Annotated in this window: 15 protein-coding genes; 1 reads left to right on the top strand and 14 read right to left on the bottom strand. The window is 67.5% G+C overall.

What is annotated here, in order from left to right; genetic code table 11:
- Positions 1 to 36: 36 nt before the first annotated feature.
- Positions 37 to 930, top strand: coding sequence for a LysR family transcriptional regulator (locus tag JL11_RS00280; protein WP_066572100.1), 894 nt, complete (start codon positions 37 to 39; stop codon positions 928 to 930).
- Here the strand turns inward: JL11_RS00280 and JL11_RS00275 are convergent.
- The 14 genes from JL11_RS00275 to JL11_RS00210 form a co-directional block, all read right to left on the bottom strand.
- Positions 917 to 1,141 (bottom strand): DUF2274 domain-containing protein, encoded by a 225-nt coding sequence (locus JL11_RS00275; RefSeq protein ID WP_054763914.1) that lies wholly within the window; start codon positions 1,139 to 1,141, stop codon positions 917 to 919. The two genes, JL11_RS00280 and JL11_RS00275, sit on opposite strands and share 14 nt — an antisense overlap.
- Positions 1,138 to 2,382 (bottom strand): TrbI/VirB10 family protein, encoded by a 1,245-nt coding sequence (locus tag JL11_RS00270; RefSeq protein WP_442853662.1) that lies wholly within the window; start codon positions 2,380 to 2,382, stop codon positions 1,138 to 1,140. The genes JL11_RS00275 and JL11_RS00270 overlap by 4 nt, the downstream gene beginning before the upstream one ends.
- Complete coding sequence (gene trbG / locus JL11_RS00265; protein ID WP_054763912.1) at positions 2,375 to 3,394, bottom strand: P-type conjugative transfer protein TrbG; 1,020 nt, start codon at positions 3,392 to 3,394, stop codon at positions 2,375 to 2,377. The genes JL11_RS00270 and trbG overlap by 8 nt, the downstream gene beginning before the upstream one ends.
- On the bottom strand, positions 3,391 to 4,074 hold the full coding sequence (trbF, locus tag JL11_RS00260; RefSeq protein WP_054763911.1) for a conjugal transfer protein TrbF: 684 nt from the start codon (positions 4,072 to 4,074) through the stop codon (positions 3,391 to 3,393). Before trbF ends, trbG begins: the two co-directional genes overlap by 4 nt.
- Positions 4,074 to 5,375, bottom strand: a complete 1,302-nt coding sequence (gene trbL, locus JL11_RS00255; protein ID WP_054763910.1) for a P-type conjugative transfer protein TrbL — start codon at positions 5,373 to 5,375, stop codon at positions 4,074 to 4,076. Before trbL ends, trbF begins: the two co-directional genes overlap by 1 nt.
- The gene (trbK-alt, locus tag JL11_RS00250) at positions 5,372 to 5,647 is read right to left on the bottom strand and encodes a putative entry exclusion protein TrbK-alt (protein ID WP_054763909.1); all 276 of its coding nucleotides are present in this window, start codon (positions 5,645 to 5,647) and stop codon (positions 5,372 to 5,374) included. The genes trbL and trbK-alt overlap by 4 nt, the downstream gene beginning before the upstream one ends.
- Positions 5,644 to 6,393, bottom strand: coding sequence for a P-type conjugative transfer protein TrbJ (trbJ, locus tag JL11_RS00245; RefSeq protein ID WP_054763908.1), 750 nt, complete (start codon positions 6,391 to 6,393; stop codon positions 5,644 to 5,646). Before trbJ ends, trbK-alt begins: the two co-directional genes overlap by 4 nt.
- A complete protein-coding gene (trbE, locus tag JL11_RS00240; RefSeq protein WP_054763907.1) occupies positions 6,390 to 8,825 on the bottom strand; it encodes a conjugal transfer protein TrbE in 2,436 nt (811 codons plus the stop codon). The genes trbJ and trbE overlap by 4 nt, the downstream gene beginning before the upstream one ends.
- Before the next feature lie 3 nt (positions 8,826 to 8,828).
- The gene (locus tag JL11_RS00235) at positions 8,829 to 9,101 is read right to left on the bottom strand and encodes a VirB3 family type IV secretion system protein (protein ID WP_054763906.1); all 273 of its coding nucleotides are present in this window, start codon (positions 9,099 to 9,101) and stop codon (positions 8,829 to 8,831) included.
- Positions 9,101 to 9,397 carry a TrbC/VirB2 family protein gene (locus tag JL11_RS00230; RefSeq protein WP_248842239.1) on the bottom strand — a complete coding sequence of 99 codons (297 nt, stop codon included), beginning with the start codon at positions 9,395 to 9,397 and terminating at the stop codon, positions 9,101 to 9,103. Before JL11_RS00230 ends, JL11_RS00235 begins: the two co-directional genes overlap by 1 nt.
- 24 nt (positions 9,398 to 9,421) lie before the next feature.
- Positions 9,422 to 10,345 carry a P-type conjugative transfer ATPase TrbB gene (gene trbB, locus JL11_RS00225; protein WP_054763904.1) on the bottom strand — a complete coding sequence of 308 codons (924 nt, stop codon included), beginning with the start codon at positions 10,343 to 10,345 and terminating at the stop codon, positions 9,422 to 9,424.
- A 237-nt stretch (positions 10,346 to 10,582) separates the two neighbouring features.
- Entirely contained in the window at positions 10,583 to 11,011 is a 429-nt protein-coding gene (locus JL11_RS00220) for a hypothetical protein (protein ID WP_054763903.1), read from the bottom strand.
- A 2-nt stretch (positions 11,012 to 11,013) separates the two neighbouring features.
- Positions 11,014 to 12,990: a conjugal transfer protein TraG gene (locus JL11_RS00215; RefSeq protein WP_054763902.1), complete on the bottom strand. Its 1,977-nt coding sequence runs from the start codon at positions 12,988 to 12,990 to the stop codon at positions 11,014 to 11,016.
- Positions 12,991 to 13,086: 96 nt separating this feature from the next.
- The gene (locus JL11_RS00210; protein WP_054763901.1) at positions 13,087 to 14,817 is read right to left on the bottom strand and encodes a relaxase/mobilization nuclease domain-containing protein; all 1,731 of its coding nucleotides are present in this window, start codon (positions 14,815 to 14,817) and stop codon (positions 13,087 to 13,089) included.
- Positions 14,818 to 14,939 lie beyond the last annotated feature (122 nt).

The raw sequence follows: 14,939 nt of genomic DNA, 5'->3' as shown, positions 1-14,939 counted from the left end.
GGCGGCGCGGCAGGGTTTGCCCCTGTGCGTGGTGACTTGACGCATCTCCGTATCATCGTAGCCGCTGCCGAGGCCGGCAGCTTCAGCGCAGCTGCTGATCGTCTGGGTGTCGAAGTCTCGGCAGTCAGCCGACGAATTCGGTATCTCGAAGACCGGATCGGTGTGTCTTTGTTTGACAGGCTGGCTCGCGGCGTGCGGCTCACGGATGCGGGACGCTCCTATGTCGCGTCGGTTCGCGACATTCTCGACCGCATGGAGCGCGCCGATATGGACGCACGACTGGCTGCTGCCGGGATCAACGGCCGCTTGAACATCGGCTTCGTTTGGTCATTTGCCAGCGGACCGATCGTAGACCTCATGCGGCAGTTTCAAAGCGCCAACCCAAGCGTTTCAGTGCGATCTTTTGAGCGCTGTGACGACGATCTGATGGTCGGGCTGGAGACGTCCGAGTTCGACATCATCATGACGGCGATTGTCGATCCGCTTCATCCGAGATGGAAAGCGATCGATCGGCTTCTGCGACAGAAACTGTGGTTGGAGCAGCTAGTGGCGGTCACACCCGAGAGTTTCCCTGTTGGGTACGTGACCTGGGAAGACTTGGCCGGGCGGATCGTTCTTTGTCGATCAGGGGACGACTGGCGCCGTTTTGTGAACCACGTTCGGGAGTTGGGCGGCCCGACCCTCGACTTTTCGGAACAGAACGTCGCGCTCGATAGTCTCCTAGGTCTAGTTGCAGCCGGAACCGGTTGGTGCATTCTGCCGGCAAGCTCGGCACGAGACGACGTCGCCAACACCAAAATCTTACCAATCATTTCGGAAGGCGCGACTTTGCAGGTCGAAGCTTTTTGGCGTCCTGAAGTCGATAACCCCGCGCTTACCCGACTTTTGGCACTCGCCCGTCAGATGTTCACGAAGACTAATCAGGCCTGACACTCCGTCGAACTCTCGCGAACGCACGGTCTGTGGCCATGAAACGAGCCAACATCGGTGCTATCAACTTCGTAGGCTCCACCGCCTGTTTCGTCTCGCGGGCCAACGCGTCTGCGTAAGCGCGGAGATCGCGGTGCGTGTCCGCTGGAAGATCAATGGTAAGTTTTACCGGCTTGTCGTCCGCGAGCGGTCCCAGCTTCAGCTTGGTCATCGGCCGTTTCCCTGTGGTTCTAGGATCAGGTCGCGGGTGACGATCACGCGCACCGGATAGCCGGGCCGGATGGTCAGCGTCGGTCGGATATCGAGTTGGCGGCGGACGATCTCCTGGCCCGCATCGCCGACGCTTTCCTGCACGCCGTCGCGGATGGCTCGCGCGATGTCGCTGTCGCTGTCTGTCCCGAGTTCCGCTCCCACACCGAGCAGGGTGGAGATCAGTCCCGCGCCGATGAGACGACCCCAATGGTTGTCAACGCGATCCTGTAGACCCGCATGCCCCTGCGCATCGGCCCCTGGCTGGCGCTCCAGCACGATCGAGCGACCATCGGACATGATCAGACGGTTCCAGACGAGCAGCACCCGCTCCTGCCCATAGCCGACCTCGGCATCATACTGACCGATCAGCCGCGACCCCTGCGGGATCAGCAGCAAGCTGCCGGTCGGGCTGTCGTAAACCGGCGCGGTCACTTGCGCCGTCACCTGGCCCGGCAGGTCCGAGCGAAGGCCGGTAAGCAGTGCCGCCGGTATGATCGATCCGGCTTGAAGGACATAGGGGCTCAGAGGCGCGCGCAGCCGCTCACTGCTCTGCGTCTGCCGATCGGCATCACGCGCCAGAAACGCCTCGCCCCGACCGGGAGCCGACGACGTCGTCGGCACAGGCGCGGGCAATGCAGGTGGCGGAACCGGCACAGGCACGATCGAACCGGGCGCATCGGCTGCGCCGGTTTCCGTCGCGTTAAACAGCCGGCTGGTCCGGGCGGCCTCGCGTTCTTGTTCGGCGCGTTGGACGGCGGGATCGACCGGCGCGGGCGTGGGCGTACCCGGCGCTCCGGGCAGAGGCACAGTAGGCACGGCCTCGCCTCGCTGCTGCGCGCTCAGCATCGGCCGGCCCAGATCGCCCGGCAACGGCGGTCCAAGCTGCGGCACCCCGGAGTAGTCACGTGGCAAAGTGCCCAAACCATCGGCTTGGGCGACCCGGTCGGTGTTATAGAGCTCGGCCGGGCGCTCGTCTTCCTCAGAGCCTTGCAAGGCGACGACGAGCGCGCCCCCGATGCCGATGCTGGCGACCGCGCCGAGGCCGATCAGCACCTTGCGGGACAACCGAGTGACGCCAGGCAACTCCGGGCGGAGTCTTAGCTGGTCGGCAATCTCGCGCTCGAAACGGGCGGGCGCGGAGTCGGCGTCCTGGTCGACCGCACCGCCGTTCGGTCGTTCGGCTACCGGGCGGTCAGTCACGGGACCGGTTCCCATCGGTGCGCTCGATCCGAACGCGCTGCTGACGACGGTCGGCACCGAGCCGCAACTCGGCCGCGCCGAACAGCCGGTCGACGATCATGTGCCGACCACGAACGCGGTAGTTGACCAACTCCGAGGACCGCCCGTCCGCCGCGACCACGAACAGCGGCGGCATGTCGCCCTGGGCGATGCCGGACGGGAACTCGATGTAGACGCGCACGCCGTCGTCATAGGCGCGAACGGGCCGCCACGAGGCCTCGTCACCCTCGATCCGATAGCGGAACTGCAGCCGCTCGAGATCGACGCCGGTTGCAACGGGCGCTGCCTCTGCCGCTGTGACATTGCCCCGGCGGAGCGCGATCAGCTGGTCGGCTGGATAGGTCCAGGAGACCGAGGCCATATAGGTGGTTGGCCGCGCACGCAGCTCGATCAGGTAGGTCCGACGATCAGTGTTGATGACCAGATTGGTCGTCAGATCCGGCCGGGTCGGCTTGACGAGGATATGGACGCGGGTCGTCGGACCCGCGCCGCTCGTGGTGTCGCCGATGATCCAGCGCGCGGTGTCGCCGGCGGCGACCGGGCCGGTCCCGGCGAGTTGCTCGCCTTCCTGCAGTGCGATGTCGGTAACGTGGCCGGGCGAGGCGTAGACCTGATAGAGCGCTCCGTCCGTGAAGGGGTAGAGTTGAACGGCATTGAGGAAGGCGTCGCGGACCGGCTCGATCCGAGCCGCCGCATTGGCGGCGGTCACGCGGGCCCCCGGATCGCTGGATTCTGCGGGACGACGATCAGCCTCGACCGGCTGGAGCTGGCCGGGAAGCGGCAACGGCTCTGGGATGGCCAGGATCTGCACCGGTGTCGTTGGTTCGGGCGCGAGCGTTGCGGCCACCATTTCCGGCGGCGGCGTGTCCAGCGCGATGACCGGCGGCCTGTCGCGGGTGGCGCAGGCCGAGAGCGCAACGGTGGAAAGTAGCAGCGCGACCAGCGATGCGCGCCTTGGGGCGAAGAGGATCATGACGCGGACTCCCGGGACCAGTTGATGGCGTGGACGAAGATGCCGAGCGGGTTCTTGCGCAGCCGCTCGGCATCGCGTGGCGGCTGGATCACGAGCGTGACGATCGCGCTCCACCGTTCGGTGGCGGCGAGCTGGCCCTGCTCGTAGCGGCGCTCGACCCAGGCGATGCGGAAGCTGTCGGCGGAAGCGCGGATGACGCTCGAGACCTCGACCGCGATCTGGGTCTGGCCGACGCGGGCAAACGGATCGTTGATCCGGGCATAGTCGTTGAGCGCCGCCGCGCCGCGATCGGTCGTATAGTCATAGGCGCGCAGCCACGACTGACGCAGCACGATCGGGTCGGCCGGGACCGACCGCACCTGTTCGAGGAAGCGCGCCAGATGCCAGGCGATTTGCGGATCGGTCGGCTGATAGGCGGCGACCGCGGGCTCGACCGCCTGGGCCTGGCCGATGCGGTCTACCTGCACGACCCAGGGGACGATGGAGCCCCGCGCGCCCTGCCAGACGAGCGCCGCCGACAGGCCGGCGACGAGGAAGAGCTCGCCGAATGCCATGAGCCGCCAGTTGCGGGCCTGGACGCGGGCGGAACCGATGCGGTCGTCCCAGGCCTGCTGGGCGCGCTGATAGGGAGTGACGGGGTCGGGCGTGCGCCCGTAGCGGACGGAAGGTCGTTTGAACATCAGCGATCCTCACTAACTGAGATGGAAGAGCCGGAGCCGCCGCGATCGCCGGAGCGCACGGTGTGGGTCAGCGTCGAGACGCCTTCGTTCACCATCCGCGCGCGCTGCATCTGCTTGGCCCAGGCGGGAGTGTCGTCGCTCGCTGCCCCGCCGGACGGTGCGTCGCTGGAAGGCTCGGATGACGGGCTCGAAGTCGGAGCCGATCCGGCACCGGACGGCTCGGGCCGTACCGTAGATCCTCCGCCAGCCGCACCGCCGCCGCCGGAAGCGCCGCCGCCGGGCGCGGGACCGCCTGGCGTCGGGCTTCCACCCGACGATCCTCCACCCGTCCCGGTCGGACCGCGGGTCGCGGGAACCGTCGTGGCTGCAGCCGTCCGGCTGCCCACGGCTCCGGCCGCTCCGGCAAGTCCACCTGCTGCCAGCCGCGCCGCGCCGTAGCCTGCGGCGACCACGCCACCGGCCGCGAGGCCCGTGCCGACCGCTGCTCCTGCCGACAGCTGCGGTCCGCCCGACACGATGCCGTTGGCGATACCGGGGCCGAAGATGCCCAGACCCAAGAGCGAAGTCGCGGCGAGCACGATGGCGAGCGCGTCCTCGATGGTCGGCTGGCCGCCGGCGAACCCGGCGGTGAACTCGGAGAATAGCGTCGAGCCGATGCCCACGATGACCGCCAGCACCAGCACCTTGACGCCCGACGAGATGACGTTGCCGAGCACCCGTTCGGCGAGGAAGGCAGTCTTCCCGAACAGCCCGAACGGGATGAGCACGAACCCTGCGAGCGTCGTCAGCTTGAACTCGATCAGGGTGACGAACAGCTGGATCGCGAGGATGAAGAAGCTGAGGATCACCAGCACCCAGGCGAACAGCAGCACCGCGATCTGGATGAAATTCTCAAAGAAGCTGACGAACCCCATCAACTCCGAGATGGAGTCCAGGATCGGACGACCGGCGTCGATGCCGACCTGAGCGATACGGCCCGGCCGCACGAAGTCGGCGGCGCTGACGCTGCCGCCGGAGGCTTGCAGGCCGAGCCCGGCGAAGCTCTCGAAGATGATCTGGGCCAGACCGTTCCAGTTGCCGATGATGTAGGCGAAGATACCGACGAACAGCGTCTTTTTGACCAGACGCGCGAGCACATCGTCATCGGCCGCCCAGGTCCAGAACAGGGCCGCGAGCGTCACGTCGATGACGATCAGAGTGGTGGCGAGGAAGGCGACCTCGCCGGACAGCAGCCCGAACCCGGAGTCGATGTATCGGGTGAAGACCGCGAGGAACCGGTCGATGACGCCGATGTCGTTCACGGGCGTTGCCCCTGCTCGCCGTCCCCGAAGAACCGGGCGCGGTGAGCGGCCCACGCTAGGCGGCACGCGGCATCGACGGCGGCGGGATCGGTGATCGCAGCACAGCGCACGAGCTCGGAGGCGACCGGGTCTGTCGGCTCGATCGCCTTGGCGACAGCAGCCGACTCCGGCGGGGCCCGCCGCGCATCGATCACGGCGACGGCAGAGGCGATCGTCACGAACGCCGCCACGCCGAGCCGCACCCACAGCTGCTTGTCGCGGGAAACGGTCACTGGGGGAACATCCGCACGTCGCCGGGCTGATAGCCCCGGCCGGGTGCGAGGAAACGGCGGAGCTGTTCGCGCGCCTGTTCGGACGACGCCGCCCCGCGGGCGTCTTCCAACGTTTGAGCCCGACCCTGCGCCGCCACGACAGCGGTGAGGTCTGCGATCTGCTGCGATTGCAGCGCCAGGATCTGATTACCGGCTTGCGCCGCCTGGAGCGCGCCGGTCGCGGACTGGCTGGCGGTCACCAGCGTCGACATCTCGGCGCGGGTGTCGTCGAGGTTGCCGACGACGCCGGCCTGGACGCGCAGCGCATCCTCGAACGCCGCCACCGAGTTCGACCAGCGTTCACGCGCGCTGTCGAGCAGATCGCGGTTCGAGGCCGTCATGCTGGCGTTGGCGTAGCCGCCGCGGGTGAGGGCGTCGTCGATCGAGCCGACGTCATAGGCGATCCGCTGCGCCTCGTTGAGCAACTGCTGGGTCCGCTGGATCTGGCTCTGCAGGGTCGCCAGCGACGAGTGCGGGAGACTGGCGAGATTGCGCGCCTGATTGGTCAGCGCGGTCGCCTCGTTCTGCAGCGAAGCGATCTGGTTGTTGATCTGCTCCAGGGCCCGCGCGGCCTGGAGCACGTTCTGGACGTGATTGGTTGGGTCCCACACGGTGACCTGGGCGGTGGCGGGCGCAGTGGTTGTCAGTGCCAAAGAGAGCGCGGCGCAGCCGGCCAGCAGCACGCGGGAAAGCGATCGGGTCTTCATGGTCTTTTCTCCGGGTCGAGGGTGGTGATTAGATCGGCGGCCCAGCCGAGGCCGCGTCGGCGCAGCCAGGCGGCAGCGAAGTCGGCGCGCCCACTGGTCGCCAGAACGTCGGCGATGGCGGCCTGGTCGGCCTTTGAGCTGGCGGCGGTGAAGGCGAGCGCGACGGGTCCGAGCCCGAGCTCGAACAGCCGGTTGCCGCGACGGCTCTGGGCGTAATAGTCGCGCTTGGGCGTGGCCCTAGCCACGATCTCGATCTGGCGGTCGTTGAGCCCGAACTTCTCATAGATGCGGGCGATCTGTGGCTCGAGCGCGCGCTCGTTGGCGAGGAAGATGCGGGTGAGGCAGCTCTCGACGATGGCTGGGGCGATGCTCGAACCGTCGATGTCGGCGAGGCTCTGGGTAGCGAAGACAACGCTCGCGTTCTTCTTGCGCAACGTCTTCAGCCATTCGCGCAGCTGGGCGCCGAAGGTCGGATCATCGAGCGCGAGCCAGCCCTCGTCGACGATGACCAGCGTCGCGCTGCCGTCGAGCCGCGCCTCGATCCGGTGGAACAGATAGGCGAGGACGGCGGGCGCGGCGGCGGTGCCGATCAGTCCTTCGGTCTCGAAGGCCTGGACGCTCGCCGATCCGAGCCGCTCATGGTCGCCGTCGAGCAGGCGGCCCCAGGGCCCGTCGAGGCAATAGGGCTGGAGTGCCCGCTTCAGGAGGTTGGACTGGAGCAGAACCGACAAGCCGGTGAGCGTCCGCTCGGACGGCGGCGCCGACGCCAGCGACGATAGCGCCGACCAGAGGTGATCCTTGACCTCTGGGGTAACGCTCATTCCTTCGCGGGACAGTACTCCCGTCAGCCACTCGGCGGCCCAGGCGCGTTGGCCGGGCTCGTCGATCTCCGACAGTGGCTGCAGCGCGACCGGTTCGATGGCGTTGTCCGACAACGCGCCGCCGAGGTCGTGCCAGTCGCCGCCCATCGCCAGCGCGGCCGCGCGGATCGAGCCGCCGAAATCGAAGGCGAACACCTGGGCCTGCGCGTAGCGCCGGAACTGCAGCGCCATCAGCGCGAGCAGCACACTCTTGCCGGCCCCGGTCGGCCCGACCACCAGCGTATGGCCGACATCTCCGATATGGGGCGAGAAGCGGAATGGGGTTGACCCCTCGGTCGCCGCGAAGAACAGCGGCGGGCCGTCGAGATGGTCGTTGCGCTCGGGGCCGGCCCAGACCGCCGAGAGCGGGATCATGTGCGCCAGGTTGATCGTCGAGATCGGAGGCTGGCGGACGTTGGCGTAGAGGTGACCCGGCAGGCTGCCGAGCCAGGCCTCGACCGCGTTGACGCCCTCGGTGATGGTCGTGAAGTCTCGGCCCTGGAGGACCTTCTCGACCAGCCGCAGCCGGTCGGCGGCGATGCGCGGATCGTCGTGCCATACCGTGACGGTCGCGGTCACGAAGGCGTGGCCGACCAGATCGGCGCCCAGGTCCTGCAGCGCCTCGTCGGCGTCGGCCGCCTTGTTGGCGGCATCGGTGTCGATCAGCGACGACGCCTCGTTGGTCAGCACCTCCTTCAGCATCGCCGCGATCGACTTGCGCTTGGCGAACCATTGGCGGCGGATACGACCCAACAGCTTGGCCGCATCAGTCTTGTCCATGCAGACCGCGCGAGTGACCCAGCGATAGGGAAAGGCGAGCCGGTTCAACTCGTCGAGGATCCCCGGGAAGGTCGAGGACGGGAAGCCGATGACCGAGAGCGTGCGAAGATGTGCCGAGCCCAGACGGGGCTCCAGGCCACCCGTCAACGGGCGATCGGCCAGCAGCGCGTCGAGGTGCATCGGCGTCTCCGGCACGCGGACGCGGTGCCAGGCGGTCGACACACAGGCGTGCAGATAGGTCAGGGTCTCGGTGTCGGAGAGCCAGGCCGCCTCGGGCACGAAGCTTTCGATCAGGTTTAACAGCCGGTCGGTCCGATCGACGAACTGGTCGAGATGATCGCGCGCCGATCCGTTGCGGTCGGCGCGGCCCTCGTAGAGCCAGCCCTCGGCGCGGGCGGCATCGTCGGCGGGCGGGAGCCAGACGAAAGTGAGCAGATAGGCGCTCTCGAAATGCGCGCCTTCGGCCTCGAACTGCGCCCGGCGTTCCTCGTCGACCAGGGCGGAGGCGGCATCGGGAAACTGGCTGTCGGGATAGCGTTCGGCCGGCTGTCGGCTGGCTTCGACGAACAGCGTCCAGCCCGATCCCAACCGGCGGATCGCGCTATTGAGCCGTGCCGACGCGCCGACCAGCTCGGAGGCTGTCGCGCTGTCGAGGTCAGGACCGCGAAAGCGGGCGGAGCGCTGTAGCGAACCGTCCTTGTTGAGGACGACGCCCGCGCCGACCAGCGCGGCCCAGGGCAGAAAATCGGCGAGACCTTGCGGCTTCTTGCGATACTCGGCGAGGTTCAGCATGACTCAGACCCCGAGGTGTGGCGGGTAGCGGAGGTGGCGGCGGACGACGTCGATGAACTGCGCGTCGCGCTTGGCCGCCCATACGGCGAGCAGGTGACCGACGAGCCAGATCACGAGTCCCACCAGCCAGAGCCGAAGCCCCAGCCCGATCGCGGCCGCCAGCGTGCCGTTGGCGATCGCCACCGCACGAGGCGCGCCGCCGAGCAGGATCGGCTCGGCGAGGGCGCGGTGGACCGGCGCGGTGAAGCCCGGGATCTGGTCGTCGGCGAGACCCATCAGACGAGCGCCCCGCCACCGAAGCTGAAGAAGCTCAGGAAGAAGGAGCTGGCAGCGAAGGCGATCGACAGGCCGAACACGATCTGGATGAGCTTGCGGGCACCGCCCGACGTGTCGCCGAAGGCCAGCGTCAGGCCGGTGATGATGATGATCATCACGGCGATGATCTTGGCGACGGGCCCTTCGATCGATTCCAGAATGCTCTGGAGCGGCGCCTCCCAGGGCATGTTCGAGCCGGCGGCCCAGGCCGGGCCGGTGATCAAGAAGGTCGTCGCGACGGCGGTGGCGGCGGACAGGCGGGTACGAAGCGAGGTCACGGGTCAGTCTCCTGGCGGGGTGAGTGGGGCGAGATGGTAATCGCCGGTCGGATCGAGCCCCTCGACGCGGGCGAGTTCGACGAGACGGCGGTCGGGACCGCGGCCGGCGAGCACGGCGATGACGTCGATCGTCTCGGCGACGAGCGCGCGCGGCACGGTGACGACCGCTTCCTGGATCAGCTGCTCGAGGCGACGGAGCGCGCCGATGGCGCTGCCCGAGTGGATCGTGCCGATCCCGCCGGGGTGGCCGGTGCCCCAGGCCTTGAGCAGATCGAGCGCCTCAGCCCCGCGCACCTCACCGATCGGGATGCGGTCGGGGCGCAGGCGGAGCGACGAACGCACGAGATCCGAGAGCGAAGCGACACCGTCCTTGGTGCGCAGCGCGACCAGGTTCGGCGTGAGGCACTGGAGCTCGCGCGTGTCCTCGATCAGGACAACGCGGTCCGAGGTCTTGGCGACCTCGGCCAGCAGCGCATTGGTGAGGGTGGTCTTACCTGTCGAGGTGCCGCCGGCGACCAGGATGTTTGCGCGGGACAGTACGGCCTCGCGCAGCGTCTCCCCAGAGCCGGCTGCCATGATGCCGGCGGCGACGTAGTCGGCTAGCGTGAACACCGCGACGGCGGGCTTGCGGATCGCGAAGCAGGGAGCGGCGACGACCGGTGGCAGCAGCCCCTCGAACCGCTCCCCCGTCCCGGGCAGTTCGGCCGAGACACGGGGTGCACCGGCGTGGACCTCGGCACCGACATGGTGCGCGACGAGGCGGACGATGCGCTCGCCATCGGCAGCGGACAGTCGCTCACCCGTATCTGCGAGACCGGCGGACAGCCGATCGACCCAGAGCCGACCGTCGGGATTGAGCATGACCTCGACGACGCTCGGGTCTTCGAGGAAGGCCGCGATGTCCGGGCCCAGCGCGGTGCGTAACATGCGCGCGCCGCGGTCCTGACGCTCGGTGCTAATGGCGGTGACGGTCAAGATACGAACCCCGGATGGAAGCGACGGGGTCGAGTAAGAGGACCGTTAACGGGGCTGGAGCAACAGGCGTGACGGCGTAGTAGCGGTGTCGGCGGCTAAGGCAGGGGAAGTGCGGGAGCGATATGGCGGGGATGCCATTCGGTAACGAGCCGCGATGTCAGACTCGACGCCTGTTACATGCGCTTCGATCTATTCGACGCCCGAACTGTTCCCGGAAACGTCTAGAGCGACCTCCTTGAGAAGCCCGGGTCCGTTAGCGAGCCGCCGTCCGAGTGCTTCGACGAAGCGGTCGTATCGCTCGGCACCCTTGGCGCGCGCCGCCGCAGTAGTCTGCTCAGGTAGGCTTGGCGTGGCGGTCAGCCAAAAGCGCACGAACAGGGCGACGGCTTCCAAAGTTACACCGTCGTTGCGCTCGATCCGTTCCAGAACGCGGACGATTCGGTCGAGCCGTTTGGCGATCGCCGCTTCCCTCCGGTCTGAGTCATCCGGTGTCAGGAACGAGGTGATCGCCGCCTCGGCGACCAGCGACTTCGGTTTGCGCCGCTCCGCGACATAGGCGTCGAGCGCGCGCATAGTGGTCGGGTCGAGATAGACCGTGAACTGCTCTTTCTTCGCCATGGTCAGAGCTCGATGCCGTCGTTCGGGTCGAGCGAGGCTTGGCGGGCGACGCCACTGATCCGCCCCGCCAGCAACTGCTGACGCAGGGCGTCGTCGTTCGGCTCCTCGCCGTCGAGCTCGAACTCGTTCTCGACTGGCGGCGCGGACACCGGTGCGACTTCTTCGTGCTCCGGCAATTCGGGTTCTCGCCGCAATCCGACATTGGCATCGTCGGCTTCCTCGGGCGAGGGCCGAGGCACGACGCGTCCCGTCCAGTCGTCCCGCCCTCCGGCGGTCGTCGACACCTCCCCCGATGCTCGCTGGATATTCGGCGGCGGCAGGATGCGCCGCTTGAGTTGCGGGTCTTCGTAATAGCGCGCCTTCTTCGCGCGGACGGGCGGCGAACCGGAAACGAGCACGATCTCATCGGAGGGAGGTAGCTGCATGATCTCGCCGGGCGTTAGCAGAGGCCGCGCGGTCTCTTGACGACTGACCATCAGATGCCCGAGCCAGGGTGACAGGCGGTGGCCGGCGTAGTTCTTCGCATCGCGGATCTCGGTCGCCGTGCCCAGGCTGTCACTCACCCGCTTCGCGGTCCGCTCGTCGTTGGTCGCGAAGGCGACCCGGACATGGCAATTGTCCAGGATCGCGTTGTTCGGACCATAGGCCTTTTCGATCTGGTTGAGGCTCTGCGCGATCAGGAAGGAGCGGATCTTGTAACCGGCCATGAAGGCGAGCGCGGACTCGAAGAAGTCGAGGCGGCCGAGCGCGGGGAACTCGTCGAGCATGAGCAGTAGGCGCTGGCGGCGACTGGCGGTTGCGAGCTCTTCGGTGAGCCGCCGCCCGATTTGATTGAGCAACAGTCGGACAAGCGGCTTGGTACGGCTGATGTCGGACGGGGGCACGACGAGGTAGAGGGTCATCGGCCGCTTGCCTCCGACCAGGTCGGCGATGCGCCAATCGCAGCGGCGCGTGACTTCGGCGACGACCGGATCGCGGTAGAGCCCCAGGAAGGACATGGCAGTCGACAGGACGCCCGATCGCTCGTTGTCCGACTTGTTGAGCAACTCGCGCGCTGCGCTGGCGACGACGGGATGGACTCCGTCCTCGCCGAAATGCGGGGTGGTCATCATCGCCCGCAGCGTCGTCTCGATCGGCCGCCTCGGATCGGAGAGGAAGGCGGCGACACCGGCGAGCGTCTTGTCGGTCTCGGCATAAAGGACGTGAAGGATCGCGCCGACCAGAAGGGCGTGGCTGGTCTTCTCCCAATGGTTCCGTTTCTCGAGCGCGCCCTCGGGATCGACCAAGATGTCGGCGATGTTCTGGACGTCACGGACTTCGCTCGGCCCCCGGCGAACTTCGAGCAGCGGATTATAGGCCGCGCTCGCCGCGTTGGTTGGATCGAATAGGACGACCCGCCCGAACCTCGCGCGCCAGCCCGCGGTCAGCGTCCAGTTCTCGCCCTTGATGTCATGGACCACACAGCTGCCCGGCCAGGTCAGCAGGGTCGGAACGACGAGTCCGACACCTTTGCCGGAGCGGGTCGGTGCATAGCAGAGCACATGCTCGGGCCCGTCGTGGCGCAGATAGGTGTTGAGGAACTTGCCGAGCACCACACCGTCCGCGCCAAGCAGCCCGGCGGACGTCATCTCGTCGCGGTTCGCCCAACGTGCGGAGCCATAGGTCGAGACATCCTTGGACTCGCGGGCCCGCCAGACCGACATGCCGATCGCGACGGCGATGGTGACGAAGCCGCCGCCCGAGGCGATGTAGGCGCCCTCCATGAATATCCGAGGCGCGTAGGCATCGTACCAGTACCACCAGACGAAAAAGGAGGGCGGCGCGTAGATCGGCCAGCCGAACAGTTCGCCCATCGGTGGCCCAAGCTGCGGCTGGAAGCCCAGCCGCCACGCGGTCCACTGGGTGGCTGCCCAAACGAACAGGAGCGCGATCGCGCCGACGAGGAGCACATGGCCCCAAAGGATACGGGTTCCGGACATGCACTCAGGCCAAGACGCGTAGCGTCAGTCGATCAAGAGAGCGCGCAAGGTGATCGCACCTTGTCGCGCAGAGACCGGCGCGCTTCGAGAACGAGCCTAGATGCCAATGCCGCGTTTGCGGCCGAAGCTCCAGTCGACGCCTCCGCCCGGCAGGGCGACGCCGCCGACCTGCTGACCGAGTCGCTTTTCGAGCGAGGGCGACCACGGCACCAGACTGAACCCGAGCCCGTCATCGATCATGGCGAAGCGACCCGAGGCGAGATTGAGCCGCTGCCGATAGATGCCGCTCACCGTCTCGCCGGCAGCGGCAGGCTTGTGAGGCATGCCTGTCTCGGCCGACAGTTTTGCACCGACCGCGGCGAGTTCGCCCCGCCGTAGGGTGTCGAGCAGATCGCGCCCAAAGACGACCCGTTCGCCTTGGTACGTGGCCACTCGCCGTTCGAGCAGATGTTCCGTTCGACGATCGAGAGCAGCGCGCACCTCGGCACCGAACCCGCCGGAGCCGAGCGGCTCGGGGTTGCGATCGAGGAGCCGACGATCCAGCCAGGTCCCGCCGGGTGCCGTAACCTGCGCTTCGATGGTCAAGTCGGACCGAACCGCCAGGGCGACGCGGTCGCGACCGTTGGCGTCGGCGTAGCGGCGGAGTTCCACGACTGAGCCGATGGGGCCATCGCCGGCGGCGTTGAGATCGGGAAGTCGGAGATGGTGAGCGCGCCCGTCTGTGCCTTCGACAACGGCGAAGGCGGTCCCCTTCAGCTCGTCGTCGAGCCCTCGTGCAGCGAGTCGGCCGACCACTGGCCCGGCGTTCTCGCCTTCCAGGACGAAGCCGGACAGGTCGCCGCCCCGTCCACCGCGAGACATCGACCGATGCAGACGCTTGATGATGTCGCCGCGCTCGCCAAGCGCACGCAGCTGAACCTCGGCATCGGCGGCCAGAAGGAACCGCCCCGCGCCGTCCCCCTCCGCCAACCCCAAACGCTCCAGCTTCCGGAGCCGGCCGAGCTTTTGCTCACGTAACGGGTCCGGGTTGCCGAGGACGGATCGACGAACGTCCACCACTCCGTCCCGGCCGGCCGCCTCACGAGCGAGCGCCCGGTCGAGCTTGGTCAAGCGCTCGGCATCGACCTGGTTCTGGAGGTCGCGGCGGATTTCCAAATCGGTACGGGGTCCGAGTTCCTGGGTAACAAGAGCCGCCGCGCGATCGCGCATGCCGTGGCTGATGTAGTCGCGGCTTATCACGAGGTCCTCGCCGGCATCGGTCTTGCCGCGCACGAGCACGTGGATGTGCGGATGCTCGGTATGCCAGTGATCGACGGCTACCCAGTCGAGCCGGGTGCCGAGATCCTGGCTGGCCTGCTCCATGAGCTCGCGCGTGAACGACTTGAGGTCAGCAAGCTCCCCGGCGTCGTCGGGCGACACGATGAAGCGGAAATGATGTCGATCCGATTCGCAGCGCTTGGCGAACGATGCGCCATCTACGCGCTCACGCTCTGCGTCGAACAGCTGGCCGCGTTCGCCCTCCTGGGTGACACCGTCCCGTTGCAGGTAGGCGACGTGCGCGGACAGCGCCCCGGGCGTTCGAGCCTGCCGCACCACCCGCGCCTTGATGACGGCGCCGCGCGAGCGGGTCATCAGCGAGCGCGATGCAGTGACGCTGGCCGATCGGCCACGGCCCCAGGTCGATTTGTGGCTCTTGCCGGCCGGCTGCTTGCCGCCGGCCTTTTGCGCGGCGCGCAGGGCCTGCTGAAGGAAGGGCTTGGCGGTCGGCTTCGATGTCGAACGAATGCGGCCCGGGCGGACGCGAAAATCGTCGTCACCGCGGGTCAAGCCAGGCGCACCTTGTCAAAAAGGGCGCAAAACCAACGGGCTGGAGAAAATGGCAAGTTACGCCATGCCCGCACAAGGTTCTTAGGTTCGTTGGAAACGCTAGCATTTCCCCCCAAACCAAC

Origin of the sequence: Brevundimonas sp. DS20, from assembly GCF_001310255.1 — a bacterium.
Lineage (GTDB): Bacteria > Pseudomonadota > Alphaproteobacteria > Caulobacterales > Caulobacteraceae > Brevundimonas > Brevundimonas aurantiaca.
Note: the sequence above shows the minus strand (reverse complement) of the source record. Positions and strands in the feature narration are given on the sequence as shown.

Excerpts from the sequence above, each read along its gene's own strand:
- JL11_RS00275 (WP_054763914.1), bottom strand. The coding sequence starts at position 1,141 with ATGACCAAGCTGAAGCTGGGACCGCTCGCGGACGACAAGCCGGTAAAA.
- trbG (WP_054763912.1), bottom strand. The coding sequence starts at position 3,394 with ATGATCCTCTTCGCCCCAAGGCGCGCATCGCTGGTCGCGCTGCTACTT.
- trbF (WP_054763911.1), bottom strand. The coding sequence starts at position 4,074 with ATGTTCAAACGACCTTCCGTCCGCTACGGGCGCACGCCCGACCCCGTC.
- trbJ (WP_054763908.1), bottom strand. The coding sequence starts at position 6,393 with ATGAAGACCCGATCGCTTTCCCGCGTGCTGCTGGCCGGCTGCGCCGCG.
- trbE (WP_054763907.1), bottom strand. The coding sequence starts at position 8,825 with ATGCTGAACCTCGCCGAGTATCGCAAGAAGCCGCAAGGTCTCGCCGAT.
- JL11_RS00235 (WP_054763906.1), bottom strand. The coding sequence starts at position 9,101 with ATGGGTCTCGCCGACGACCAGATCCCGGGCTTCACCGCGCCGGTCCAC.
- trbB (WP_054763904.1), bottom strand. The coding sequence starts at position 10,345 with ATGTTACGCACCGCGCTGGGCCCGGACATCGCGGCCTTCCTCGAAGAC.
- JL11_RS00220 (WP_054763903.1), bottom strand. The coding sequence starts at position 11,011 with ATGGCGAAGAAAGAGCAGTTCACGGTCTATCTCGACCCGACCACTATG.
- JL11_RS00215 (WP_054763902.1), bottom strand. The coding sequence starts at position 12,990 with ATGTCCGGAACCCGTATCCTTTGGGGCCATGTGCTCCTCGTCGGCGCG.